This window comes from Bacillus sp. ISL-45 (assembly GCF_018613195.1).
Classification (GTDB): Bacteria; Bacillota; Bacilli; order Bacillales; family Cytobacillaceae; genus Mesobacillus.
In genome coordinates this window covers 291,338-304,631 of the sequence record NZ_JAGGQQ010000008.1, presented here as the reverse complement: position 1 = coordinate 304,631, position 13,294 = coordinate 291,338, and the positions used below count along the sequence as shown (strand labels likewise).

Here is a 13,294-nt window from a genome sequence, read left to right as displayed (position 1 = left end):
GATAAAGGAGATCATTTGATGTCAACAGAATATCAATGGCTTACGCCTGAAGCCAAGCAAAAAAAGAAAAGAAGGAAACAGACTATCATGTATGGTGCTTTAATCCTTCTTTCCGTTTTGTTAAGCGCTATCGTTACCATAGCTGCTAACCAAATGTAAATACATTTATTGAGTACCTGACTGATGCCAGGTACTTTTTCATTATTAATCAAACCTCCTGAAGCCTTTTCAATGCGAGCTCCCTCAACTTAGCTTCGTATTTTCTTCATCCATGTCTAATGATTCAAACATAAAAAGCCGGCCACAGGATAACACCTATGTCCGACCTTTAACTCTATAATTCTCATTTGCTGCTAATACCCCGTCTCTACCATTCTGACAAAGTCCTCTAAAGTATGTTCTTGCAGGATCATAATCCGAGGCAGTTCATATCGGTCACTTTGATCTGTGCTGATTCCGCCGCCCACTTTGAATGCGCCTTTAAACCCTAATTCCTCTAAAACGGAGGTTGTATCGGCATTATAGCTTCCATATGGATAGGCGAAGGTATTCGTTGTTCTTCCTGTTAACTCTTTAAGGGCTTTTGTTGCTTCATTGATTTCTGTGTATTGCTGCTCCCTGGTTAGATCGGCAAGAGCTGGGTGTGTTACTGAATGATTTTGGATATCTATCCCGTTCTCCATTACGGTTAGAAGTTCATCTGAAGTCATATTCCAGCTTCCATTCACCCAATTGGACACCGTGAATTGAGTCGCCTTCATCCCATATTTCTGCAGTAATGGATAGACATACGGATAAAAATCATTTGAATTATCGTCAAATGTCAGGAGGATTGGCTTCTTTGGCATGGCCGCTTTCTTATCAAGGATGTTAAAATATTGCTTCATTGTTAAAGTGCGGTAGCCATTTTCATGAAGATAAGCCATATGTTTTTCGAATTCTTCTAGACTGAATTGATAGGGATTATTCGGGTCTGGATCAGGTTTCACGACATGATAAAGCAGGACAGGAATTTCAACCTGTTCAGTTTGTGTAGCGCTGGCTGGCAGCTGGTATTGAGTACTCGCAATTAGTAATAGGATCAAAGCCATAAACAGTCCTTTAAATTTTTTCATCCGCACCGTTCCCTCCTATTTTTAGCTGCATCCACTTTGTTGTTATAAACAACAAAGTGGATGCAGGAATTCCCAAGGACATCATAAAATGCAACTATTAATCTAAATTTCTAGTCAATAATAGCCCAATAAGCCGGCTTGGCATTGTATTCATTATCAAAGACAAACGGCGCGTCAACTCCCACTCCGTCATTGTACTGTTCTGCGCGGTCATTCAGCCAAGTATGATTATCAGCAACACCCCAGAATGTCACACTGCTGATCTTGTCTCCTAGTTTCTCATAGAGCTGGAAAAGCTGATCATAGCGGACTGCCTGGCGCTCGAATTCGCTTGCAGGGATTTCATCATAAGCTGGATAAGCAGGTCTTGGAGGCCATCCATAAAGGCTTACATCGAGTTCTGTAATTTGGTTATCAAGGCCTAACCCGGCAAACAAGTTAATGGAATCCTCTATTTCCTGAAGAGATGGCCAGCCGATTTGGATATGTGCCTGATGCCCAACTCCATCGATCGGAACACCAGCTTCAACCAATTCCTTCACCAGGTTGTACAAGTGGGTTCTCTTCGGTTCTACCTCAGTGTTGTAGTCATTGATGTAAAGCTTAGCGTCCTTTGCGGCAAAGCGGTTCGCTGTTTCAAAAGCAACCTTGATATACTCATTACCTGTAATTTGATACCATGGAGATTCGCGTAAGCCCTCTTCGTTAGGCGCATACTCATCAATTACTTCATTGACAACATCCCAAGAGCTGATGTCATTTTTATATCGCTTGACGATCGTTTTAATATGAGTCTCCAATCGTTTTAGCAACAGCTTTTTATTCTTTTCACGCTGCTTAGGATCTGTTTCATCGACCATCTTATTTCCTTCCTCATCCAGGAAGAACCATTCAGGGACCTGACTGTGCCAGATCAGCGTATGAAAACGCAGCTCCATGTCATTCTCTTTCGCAAACTTGACGATTTTATCTGCTTCCTCGAAGGTGAACTTCCCTTCTTCAGGCTGGATATTAATCGGTTTCATGACATTCTCGGCAACAACACTGTTAAAATGGCGCTTTAGGACATCAGCGTCCTTGCCTTCCAGCATGCTAGGCTCAACGGCTGCACCAATATCAAATGAATCTGCATACCTTTCATCAAGTTCCACTTCGACATCCAGGGCACTAATCGGTTCAGCTGCTGCAACATTGGATAATCCGGCAGGTAAAAATAGGGCCAAAGCCAGCCCAGTAAGAAATGGTTTACGCAATACTTTTAACATGTTATGCTTTCCCCTCTTTCTCAATTTGTTTTTACATTCTTTACAGATCGAACGAACTCTCCCCCCTATGCTGTTTGCTTGCCAGGAAACAAAAGTAAGGGCTTTCATTAAGATGTAAAAAAATATGCAGCTGTTACCTGACTTAAAATGATTATATCAACACAAAACTTAGTTTATCCACTTAATAAACTAATAATTTAAAGTTTTCTCTAAAAATGATAAAATATGACTAGATGGAACATAAGCCATTTGCATCCTGAATTTTTGTACATTTTACCTGAAATAGACATATCAACAGCTATTAAGAAAGGAGATATAATAGTAAGTACAAATACTCATAGAAAAGAAAGGCGAACCGCCCGTGCTGAAACAACTAAAAAAGTGGAACACATTACGCAACCAGATTCTATTTATCTTTTTGATTGTCATGGTCATTGTATTATTGATCGTCAGTCTTCTAACATTAGGACAAGTTTCGGCACTGCTGCAGAACAACGCCGAAAAGCAAATACAGCAAGTAGCGATTGAAGCCAATGGACGAATCGAATCTCTTTACGAGCAGATCAATATGAATTCAAAGCTTGTCATAACAGATGAAGGAGTTCAAAGAATCTTAACGGATGTCCATGACGAAAAACAAGTATCTTTTAGCGACAGGCAGCAATTAATGGGGCATATCAACCGGATTATCGGGAATACGGATGGGATTTTTTCCTTTCAGCTCTTTTCTGATAAAAAGCAGCGGATCCTCCCCCTTGATGAGGATGAATTAATAAACCGAATCGGCAATAAGTGGATTGATGAAGCATATCAAGCAAGAGGACGGATCGTTTGGATTGGTGAAGATCCAAATGATAAAAACTACTTCCTGGCCATCCGGAGAGTTAATTTAATGGAAAGACAATATAGAAATGGCGGTTATCTCTTAATCAGTATTAACCGTAATCATTTTCATTTTGCGAATGAAAAATATGAAAACGACCAATATTCGATTCTTTTGGATCAATATCAAAATCCGATCATCCAAAATTATACCGGAGATATCAATAGCATCATTGAAAGTGAAGAAAACGCCGTACAGCTTAATGAGCGGGACTATATTGTAACACAGCAAACATCAAGCCTTACAGGGTGGACTGTCTTCATTTTAACACCTGTCAGTGAGCTGACTGAGGGCATGTCCTGGATCAGGAACGGCATCATTTTGTCTGGAGTGGTCGGCCTCATCATTTTCTCCATCAGTTCTTTCTTTCTATCTACCTTGATTACAAGCCCGATATTGAGATTGACAAAAACCATGCAGCGAGCCGGTGATGGTTCATTAACACTGAATCCGGAAGTGTATTCCGTAAATGAAATCAATGAATTAAACAGTACCTATAACCAACTGGTAAAAGAAACGAACCATTTGATGCAGATTGTTTATCAGAAGGAGATCTTAAGAAGCCAAAGTGAATTGAAAGCGCTTCAGGCGCAAATCAATCCTCATTTCCTATTCAACACGCTAGATGCGCTTCATTGGTCACTGGATGAAAAAGATGAGGAAGAGCTTGCTGAACTGGTAGTGGCCATGTCTGATTTATTCCGTTATACCATTACAAAAGAAACCGATGATGATTGGGTGTACCTAAAGGATGAAATCAAGCACATCAGCGACTATATGGAAATCATGAAAATGCGTTTTGGCAACAGGCTGAAATGGCATGTCTCAGTCCTGGAAAAATATGAGCATGTGAGGATTCCAAAACTAATCATACAGCCTCTGGTGGAAAACGCAGCCCTCCATGGAGCTGGAAATAAAACAGGAAACTGCCAGATTTCCGTAACCGTAGAACCCGTCAAAGTTGAAAACCAAAATCGGATTCGTATCATCGTAAAAGATGATGGATCCGGGATGGACGCAGAGCGGCTGTCACAGATTATCCAGAACATTGAAGATGGCGGTACCTCCTCTGCGAACGGAAAAGGGATGGCCATTTCAAATGTCTATAAGCGCTTAAAACTATATTACCAGGGCATTTCACACTCAGACCTTTTGATCGAGAGTGAGTTAGACCAGGGAACTCGGATTACGTTCGAACTACCGATTGAAGGAGGCGAAAAGAATGTTGTCTAAAAATATTTTGATTGTGGATGATGAACCCAGAACGAGACAAGGCTTGCAAAGAACACTAGAAAGCTGGAACAACGGTGAATACGCCATCCTCACTGCCGAAAGCGGTGAGGATGTCCTGCGCATTGCCAAGGAAATGAAGATTCATATTTTACTATCTGATATCCGGATGCCGGAAATGACAGGTCTCCAGTTATTAAAGACACTGAAGGAAAAAGGAATGCGGCCAGTAGTAATTGTCATATCCGCCTATTCCGAATTTGAGTACGCACAGCAAGCATTAAAGCTCGGTGTCATCAATTATCTCTTGAAACCAATTGGGAAAAAGAAGCTGATCGAAGCTGTCGAAGATGCTGTGAAGGTCATGGAGAAACAAGAAAGGGCCGGATTGATCGAAAAAGTGGTCGACGAGAAAATAGTCGATGCCAGCAACAAGATGAATTCAACCAAAGATACAATCCGCAAGGCGATCATTTATATTGACCGCAATCTAAAGGAAGAATTCACATTGAAAGATGTTGCAGCCCATGTCCATTTGAACCCCAGTTATTTTAGCGTATTGTTCAAGGAGCAAGTCGACCTTAATTTCAGTGAATATGTGACCAGAAGAAGGATTCAGCGCGCAAAGGAATTAGTCCTTTCGACTACCCTTCCGATTAATGAAATAGCAGAGGAAGTCGGCTATAAAACCGCAAAATACTTCATTAAGATTTTCAAAGAAATAGAGGGTATGACACCGAGTGCTTATCGAAAAACAGGAAATGAAAGGGCTTTCTAAAAATAGTAGTATTTTTCCTAATCATAGTTGCCTTTTTTGGTCTCCCCCCTGGTGTTAGACTTTAACTGTAAGGCATAGACAAACAAACAATTGAGGGGGTTTTGGATTGATGAAAAAGAAAGCGTTTTCCTCTGTAATGACCTTTGCATTGGCAGGCGGACTGATTTTGGGAGGCTGTTCTTCCTCTACTGGTTCCTCGGGCGATGAAAAGGCGTCCAGCGGAGATAAAACTGTCGTGAAAATGATGCATCTATGGCCAGAAGGAAGTTCAAATGCACAATACACTATTGTGGATGACATTATCAATGCATATGAAAAGGACCATCCAGATGTAGACATCCAGACCGAAATTCTAGGCAATGAGCAGTACAAGGAAAAAATCAAAGTATTATCTGCTTCAAATGAACTGCCGGATGTTGGGATCACCTGGGCCGCAGGATATATGAAGCCTTTCGTTGATGGAAAGATGTTTGCTCCATTAGATGACATTGCTAAGGAAGACAATTTCGTTGCTGGTACGCTTGATGCTTTCTCAGTTGACGAAAAGCCATATGCTGTACCTCTTGAATTGAACATCACCCCGGTATATTACAATAAAGAAATTTTTGAGAAATATAATTTAGAAGCTCCAAAGACATATGATGAGTTCCTGAATGTCGTTAAAACACTTGCTGATAACAAGGTTACTCCAATCACTCTAGGAAACAAAGACCGCTGGACTGGATCCATGTGGTATATGTACCTTGCTGACCGCATTGGCGGACCTGAAGCATTGAACAATGCAATCAACCGCTCTGGAAGCTTTGAAGATCCAGCTCTTGTCCAGGCAGCTGAAGAAATTGAAAAGCTTGTTAAGATGAATGCATTCGTCAAAGGCTACAACGGTCTTTCCAACGATGAAGCAAAAGGTTACTTTATGAATGAACAAGCTGCTATGTACATGATGGCAACATGGGAGCTTCCAAACTATACAACAACTCCTGATGTTTCCCAGGAATTCAAGGACAAAGTTGGTTACTTCAAGTTCCCTACCTATGAAGGCGGAAAAGGCGATATTGACAGCTATGTAGGGGGACCTGGTGTTGGTCTGTTCGTATCAGAACAATCAAAGGTTAAAGACGAAGCGAAAGAATTTGTCTCCTACCTGGTAGAAGAATGGGGCAAGCGTTCCGTTGTTGATGCTGGAGTCATTCCTGCTACAGTCGTTGATACATCCAATGGCGAGCTTCACCCAATGTACATTGACATCCTGAATGACTTAGGAAACGCAACGAACCTGACTCTATATGCAGATGTTCAGATGTCTGCCAGCGTAGCAGATGTTCACTTGAACCAGATCCAAGCATTATTCGGCGGACAAACAACCCCAGAAAAGTTTGCAAAAACGCAAGAAGAAGCACTTGCTGCTGAGAAATAATACTTGCTTAGAAAGAGGGCATATTGCTGATGAATATGCCCTCTTCTTTATAGAAGGCTGTTCTCGCATTGATTGTTGCATTTCGAACAAGTAATATGATCCGCATCTATAGGGGTATCGGGGCTCTTTTCGAAGAGAACTCTGAACTAAATTTCACTTAAAACTCGTAATAACCCTGGTGCCGGTTTTTACTTTCGTTGAAAAAGCAACAAGTTTACGAAAAGAGCCTTATAGGAAAGGAAGGCGGCTCACCAACATGAAAAATGTTATGTCGAATAAATACGTAATTGCCCTTTATACGCTTCCAGCACTGCTTCTCATACTCACCCTAATCTATATTCCCATTGTATTATCAGGCTATTACGGTTTCATGGACTGGGATGGAATCGGTGAGATGACATTTATTGGGTTGGATAACTATATCACCCTCGTTCAGGATAAAATGTTCTGGACAAGTACCTATCACTCTTTTCTTTTAGCTATTTTCTCTACAGCGAGCTTGCTGCTGTATCTGGCCATTTCCCTGGTTTTAGCCAGTAAAATCAAAGGTTCGGATTTATTAAGGAAGATTTATTTAATCCCAATGCTCTTATCCTCTGTTGCCATCGCCCAGCTCTGGATGAAGATTTTCGATCCAACCAACGGTATGGCGAATACATTACTTGAAATGTTTGGTGTGGAAAATACACCAATTTGGCTGGCAGACCCTGACATCGCACTATATGCGATTTTCATCCCGGTTATCTGGCAGTATGCAGGATTTTACATTCTTATTTATTATGCTGCACTAAAGAATGTGCCCGATGAAATCATTGAAGCGGCGAAAATTGATGGAGCCAGCTCACTACAGATTGCTTATAAAATAAAACTCCCCCTGATATCCGGAATTTTCAAGGTGACAATCATGCTCGCAGTAGTGGGTTCACTGAAATATTTTGACTTGATTTATGTTATGACCGGCGGAGGGCCTAACGGAGCCAGTGAAGTAATGGCTTCCTATATGTACAAAGAAGCATTTAAATTGAATAATTTCGGTTATGGCAGTGCCATCGGTTTTGGACTATTAGTGATCGCACTCTTCATGACCTGGTTAATTTCGAAACTAACGAAATCTAAAGACGATGTTCAATTTTAAGGGAGTGAAACATAATGAGTGAGGTTAGCACACAACCAGCAGCAACGACCCTTTCCGCACCCCAAAAAACAAAGAAATCTTACTTGAACAAAATCGGATTTGGATTTCTTTATCTAATATTAGGGTTATTTGCTGTCATTCAAATTTACCCATTAGTATGGCTGTTGTTCTTTTCATTAAAAACCAATCAGGAAGTATTCGGGATGTCACCATTCTCGTTGCCGCAAGACCCGCAATGGGGCAACTATACAAAGGCCTGGACGTCAGGCAATATCGGAGTCTATTTCTTCAACAGTGTATGGATCACCGTTTTATCCGTTGCCCTTACGATCATCCTGGCCAGTTTCGTGACATTTGCTGTTACACGTATGACCTGGAAACTTAGCGGCCTAGTTCTTGGCTTATTCTTAGTCGCTTATATGATTCCATTGCATTCAACCATAATACCTTTGTTTAATATGTATAACAGTGCAAATCTAATTGATAGCCCTGTATCGATCGTCTTATCATATACGGCATTCAACCTGCCTTTGACGATTATGATTCTATTAGGTTTTTATCGAACCTTCCCGCGGGAGATTGAAGAAGCTGCGGTCATGGATGGATGCTCTGTCCACAGGATTTTCTTCCAGATTACCCTGCCGATGACCGTACCTGTTCTATCAACAACCGCCATCATCAATATGATCTATAACTGGAATGAGTTCGTGTTTGTTAACACCTTCATCAGTTCAGATAACTGGAAGACACTGACGGTTGGAATCAATAACTTCGTAGGACAATATTTAACAGATTGGGGAGCAATCGGAGCAACTCTAGTAATCAGTATCGTACCAATCCTTCTGGCTTTCTTGTTCTTGAGTGACAAGATTGTTGAGGGGATGGCAGCTGGATCTGTTAAGGGTTGATATGGGAAAAGACAGATACAAAAGGATCCTTTTGTAATCTGTCTTTTTTTATGCGGTTAAAAAAAGAGAACCCAATGTGTCATTGGGCCCTTTTCATTTACTCAGTTAGACTTCTTTTCCTGTCCATCTTGCCGAAAACGAGATAGGCTGCGGACATAATGATGGCTGCTATGAGACTGCCGCCGAAGAAGAAGCCTAATGCAGGGATGAATTTTACGACGAATAGTACTGAAACGATGCCTGCGATCATCACGATATTTTCAATCGGGCTGATCAGCATTATCAGGAATGAGTTTTTAATCATCTGGAACCACTTCAATTCAAAATGGACATATACCGGGAATAGATAGAGTATAGTCATGATGGCAGCAAACATAAACAGATAGATTGGGATCTGAATGACACTTACAAGACCGATCACTGACCTTTCTACGAAGACCAGGTTAAAAACAATAAGCCCAACGACTGCAGCTACGAGCAATCCCAATCCATTACTGCGGAATAACTCCGACTTCCAGGTTGTCCAAAAGGTCCGAAAAATCGGGATTTCTGTTTCTCCTTTCAGCCATTTGCGAATGATTGTGAACATCGCAATCGTCGCCGGGAAAAACCCCAGAATAATGACACCCGCTAGTGAGAACCCAATCCATAGAATATTTATATAGGCAAATTTCGATATCCATTCCGTAGCTGCATAAGCCCGGTTTGCCAGTGTATTCATCCAATCCCCTCCATCCAAAACCCTTAGCATGTAATTCCTTTATATATCCCTTTCCAGTACACCAACAGTACCAACTTCAGGGAAAGAGACTAATCAGTATTCTTATTCGGTTAAGCCCTTCCTAACATTATAAAACAGTTTAACTAAGCGTCCACCGCCCAAAATCAAAAGAAAGCACAAACTTTATATTTGTGCTTCAAATCTTTAATGATCAGTAAGGACCTCTGATAAATCCCTTTACATTCTCCTGATAAAAAAGCTGGATTGCCTGAAGTTCTTCTTCTGTGAATGGCTTTGTTTCCAGTGTCTGGAGATTATCCTTTACTTGATCAATGTTTTTAAAGCCAGGAATGATGCAGGTAATCTCTTTTTGGTCGAGAATCCATCGCAGTGCTGCGCTCGCCATTGATTGGCGTCCTTCTGCAATCCACTTCAGCTGGTCGGCCAGTTCAACACCCTTCTTGAACCCAAGGCCGGCAAATGTTTCTCCGACATTAAACGCCTCTCCATTTTCATTGAAGCGGCGGTGGTCATCCTCTTCAAATACATGCCCTGCCGTAAATTTACCAGTCAGCAGCCCGCTTGCAAGCGGCAGTCTCACCAGCAGTCCTACCCCTTTCTGATAGGCTTGAGGAATCAATGTTTCCAGCTGCTTCTGGCGGAACATATTAAAAATGATCTGCAGGCTTTTGACATTTGGGTTCTCGAGGCTGATCTGCCCTTCTTCCACCGTTTCGACACTGACTCCATAGTGACGGATTTTCCCTTCTGCTTGAAGACGGTCGAGAACTTCAAACACGCTGCCATCCCTCAAAATCTCAGTAGCCGGGCAATGGATTTGATACAAATCAATTGCTTCCCTGTTCAATCGGCGAAGACTATCTTCACAATAAGACCTGACTGTTTCATAGCTGTAGTTTTTCGGGTCAAAGATGTCACCCTGACGGCAGAACTTTGTTGCGATATGAATCTGATCTTCCTTGCCTTTAGTGGCCTTCGCTAACAACTCTTCACTATGGCCATCACCATAAACATCGGCTGTATCGAAGAAATTGACACCCTGGTCAATCGCGTACTCCAGGGATCTTAATGCTTCTTCATCATTAGTCTTTCCCCATGATCCGCCGATTGCCCATGTCCCAAAGCTCACTTCACTGATCTTGATCCCGGTATTTCCTAATTCACGGTAATTCATTTCATCATCTCCTTATTCCAATCCAAATTTATACTTCGTGATAGACGAGTACATCTCCCCTTTGTCCAGAACCATCGATGGAAAATGTGGGTGATGGATGCTATCAGGAAAGGTTTGTGTTTCCAGACAGATTCCCAAATACTTTCTGGAAGGTACACCTCTGAAGTTCCCTTCCGCTTTTAGAGAATTCCCCGAGTATACGACAACAGCAGGTTCGTCTGTTTCAACCGTCAGGGTACGCCCGCTTTCAGAGTCCTTCAGAACAATTTCATTATCATGGTTATCATCTAATAGAAATGGATGATCATATCCATTTCCTACGAGAACATTTTGGGGGTGATCCGATTCAGCTCCCGCTTTTACAGTACCACCGTTTGTAAAATCAAAGGGTGTATCTTTGACATTCAAAATACTGCCGGTCGGCAGGAATTCATCATCCAGCTCAAGAAAACGGGAACTTTTTAAATGCAAGGAATGATTCAAAACATCCCGTTTCAAATTGCCGCTTAAGTTAAAATAAGAGTGGTTGGTAACAGTAAGCAGCGTTTTTTGATCCGTTTGCGCCCGGTACTGGATCGATAATTCATTGTCGTTTTTCAGTCTGTAAGTTACTTCTATGTACAGATCTCCAGGATAGCCTTCCTCTCCGTCCCTGCTTAAATAGGAGAACAGAACACCGTCGTCAATGACCTTTGCATCCCATACCACCTTGTCAAAGCCCTTCAATCCGCCATGGAGATGGTTAGTGTTATCGTTTTGGGCCAGAGTTAAACTCTTATCATCCAGTTCAAAACTGCCGCCTTTGAGGCGTCCTGCCACCCTCCCGACAACAGCACCGAGGAAGTAAGGGTCGTTCAAATACTCATCAAGTGTGTCATGGCCGAGAGCAATATTCTCAAATTTCCCATCTCGATCGGGAACAATCATTTTCGTGATAATACAGCCATAATTAATGGCGGTCACTTCCATGCCATGGTCATTTCTCAAAGTAAAGGAATGCACAGGCTGGCTGCCAATCTGTCCGAATTTTTCTTTCAAAACTTCCATGCAGATCCTCCACTCTTTTAAAAGAAAGCCCCACATTAAGTGGGGATTCAAATTTTATCTCCTGAATTCTTTTAACTGTTCATTGAGCGTCTTGGTCTGTGTGTATACATCCTGATAAATCGAAAAGAACTTCTTATATTGTTCAACATTTTCTGGAATTGGCTCGTAGGTTTTAGAGACTTGAATGAATGCTTTTGCGCAATCCTTCAATGATGAAAACCAGCCGCAGCCATATGCAGCGAGCATGGCCGCTCCCATTCCAGGTCCCTGTTCACTTGCCAGCTTTTCAATTTTCGCATTGAAAATATCGGCCTGCATTTGCAGCCATGTTTCGTTTTTAGCTCCGCCGCCGATGGAGATGATGGAATCAATCGTCTTTCTGCTGCTTCTGAAAATCTCAATCGATTCATTCAATGAGAAGGTGATTCCCTCAAGCACCGCGCGTGCAAAGTGCTTTCGCTCATGTGAAGCATCAATGCCAATAAAGCTGCCGCGAATGGCTGAATCAGCATGCGGCGTTCTCTCCCCGACGATATAAGGAGTAAATAACAGGCCATTGCTGCCTGATGGTACTTCATTCACTCCCTCTAAGAACTGGTCAAAAGCTTCCTGTTTTGCAAAGGTATCCTTGAACCAGCTTAAGCTGTAACCGGCTGCCAGCGTCACGCCCATTGTGTAATAAGCATTCTCTTCCCCATGGTTGAAATAATGAACCTTACCTGCAAAATCGAGGTCATTTCTTGCTTCATAAGATAGAATAACACCTGAGGTCCCGATACTGCATAAGCTTTTTCCTTCCGATAAAATCCCGGAGCCAATCGCGCCGCATGCATTATCTGCACCGCCAGCAAATACTTTTGTTCCTTCCATTAATCCGGTTGCCTTCGAAAATTCAGGTGAAAGACTGCCAACGAATTCATGGGATTCCACCAACGGAGGACAGAAATCAGGAGAAAGACCAAATGCATCGAGGATTTCCTGGCTCCATTGACGCTCAGCCACATTCAACAACAAAGTCCCGGCAGCATCCGAGTATTCCATCTGAATCTCCCCGGTCATACGAAAGCGCAAATAGTCCTTAGGCAGCAAAAAAGTGCTGGCACGTTCAAATAGTTGCGGTTCATTTTCTTTTACCCAGAGGATCTTTGGCAAGGTGAATCCTTCCAATGCAGGGTTCTTCGTTACCTCTAAAAGCCTCTCCTTGCCCACAACAGTGTAAATCTCCTCACATTGCTGCGTTGTTCTTGTATCATTCCATAAAATCGTATTCCGTAACACCTGATGGTTTTCGTCCAATAAAACAAGCCCGTGCATTTGCCCGGAAAAGCTGATGCCTTCAATTTCAGCGGCATCTCCATCAAATTGCTCTAATAGTTCAGCAAGGCCCTCAGTGGTTTTTTCTACCCATTCCTCAGGGTTCTGTTCGCTATAACCAGACTTTTCAATGATAAGCGGATAGGATTTAGAAACTTCCTTATATACTTCTCCATTTTGATTGACCAGCAGTATTTTAACGGCACTTGTGCCCAGGTCCACTCCGATGACGTATTTCATCGAGATCCTCCTATTCTATAGAAATGGGGCTGTCTAACAGGGCTGG

Annotated in this window: 12 protein-coding genes; 6 read left to right on the top strand and 6 right to left on the bottom strand. The window is 42.1% G+C overall.

Annotated features, from left to right (window positions below):
- Nucleotides 1–18: 18 nt before the first annotated feature.
- Nucleotides 19–159, top strand: a complete 141-nt coding sequence (locus tag J7E35_RS11690; RefSeq protein ID WP_214779905.1) for a DUF2116 family Zn-ribbon domain-containing protein — start codon at nt 19–21, stop codon at nt 157–159.
- A 194-nt stretch (nt 160–353) separates the two neighbouring features.
- Here the strand turns inward: J7E35_RS11690 and J7E35_RS11685 are convergent, their stop codons facing one another.
- Both J7E35_RS11685 and J7E35_RS11680 read right to left on the bottom strand, forming a co-directional pair.
- Entirely contained in the window at nt 354–1,115 is a 762-nt protein-coding gene (locus tag J7E35_RS11685; RefSeq protein ID WP_214779903.1) for a polysaccharide deacetylase family protein, read from the bottom strand.
- Between the two features lie 110 nt (nt 1,116–1,225).
- Nucleotides 1,226–2,380, bottom strand: coding sequence for an endo-1,4-beta-xylanase (locus J7E35_RS11680; RefSeq protein ID WP_214779900.1), 1,155 nt, complete (start codon nt 2,378–2,380; stop codon nt 1,226–1,228).
- Between the two features lie 361 nt (nt 2,381–2,741).
- Between J7E35_RS11680 and J7E35_RS11675 the strand changes: the two genes are divergently transcribed.
- From J7E35_RS11675 to J7E35_RS11655, 5 genes are all read left to right on the top strand, one after another.
- Entirely contained in the window at nt 2,742–4,496 is a 1,755-nt protein-coding gene (locus J7E35_RS11675; protein ID WP_214779898.1) for a sensor histidine kinase, read from the top strand.
- Entirely contained in the window at nt 4,486–5,271 is a 786-nt protein-coding gene (locus tag J7E35_RS11670; RefSeq protein ID WP_214779896.1) for a response regulator transcription factor, read from the top strand. Before J7E35_RS11675 ends, J7E35_RS11670 begins: the two co-directional genes overlap by 11 nt.
- Nucleotides 5,272–5,380: 109 nt before the next feature.
- A complete protein-coding gene (locus J7E35_RS11665; RefSeq protein ID WP_214779894.1) occupies nt 5,381–6,688 on the top strand; it encodes an extracellular solute-binding protein in 1,308 nt (435 codons plus the stop codon).
- Between the two features lie 256 nt (nt 6,689–6,944).
- Entirely contained in the window at nt 6,945–7,823 is an 879-nt protein-coding gene (locus tag J7E35_RS11660; RefSeq protein ID WP_214779892.1) for a carbohydrate ABC transporter permease, read from the top strand.
- Nucleotides 7,824–7,837: 14 nt separating this feature from the next.
- Nucleotides 7,838–8,731: a carbohydrate ABC transporter permease gene (locus J7E35_RS11655; protein WP_214740958.1), complete on the top strand. Its 894-nt coding sequence runs from the start codon at nt 7,838–7,840 to the stop codon at nt 8,729–8,731.
- Between the two features lie 97 nt (nt 8,732–8,828).
- Here J7E35_RS11655 and J7E35_RS11650 read toward each other — a convergent pair whose 3' ends face one another.
- From J7E35_RS11650 to xylB, 4 genes are all read right to left on the bottom strand, one after another.
- Nucleotides 8,829–9,452, bottom strand: a complete 624-nt coding sequence (locus J7E35_RS11650) for a YesL family protein (protein ID WP_214779890.1) — start codon at nt 9,450–9,452, stop codon at nt 8,829–8,831.
- Nucleotides 9,453–9,663: 211 nt separating this feature from the next.
- Nucleotides 9,664–10,647, bottom strand: a complete 984-nt coding sequence (locus J7E35_RS11645; RefSeq protein ID WP_214779889.1) for an aldo/keto reductase — start codon at nt 10,645–10,647, stop codon at nt 9,664–9,666.
- 12 nt (nt 10,648–10,659) lie between these two features.
- Nucleotides 10,660–11,694: an aldose epimerase family protein gene (locus tag J7E35_RS11640; RefSeq protein ID WP_214779887.1), complete on the bottom strand. Its 1,035-nt coding sequence runs from the start codon at nt 11,692–11,694 to the stop codon at nt 10,660–10,662.
- A 54-nt stretch (nt 11,695–11,748) separates the two neighbouring features.
- Nucleotides 11,749–13,248 carry a xylulokinase gene (xylB, locus tag J7E35_RS11635; protein WP_214779885.1) on the bottom strand — a complete coding sequence of 500 codons (1,500 nt, stop codon included), beginning with the start codon at nt 13,246–13,248 and terminating at the stop codon, nt 11,749–11,751.
- Nucleotides 13,249–13,294 lie beyond the last annotated feature (46 nt).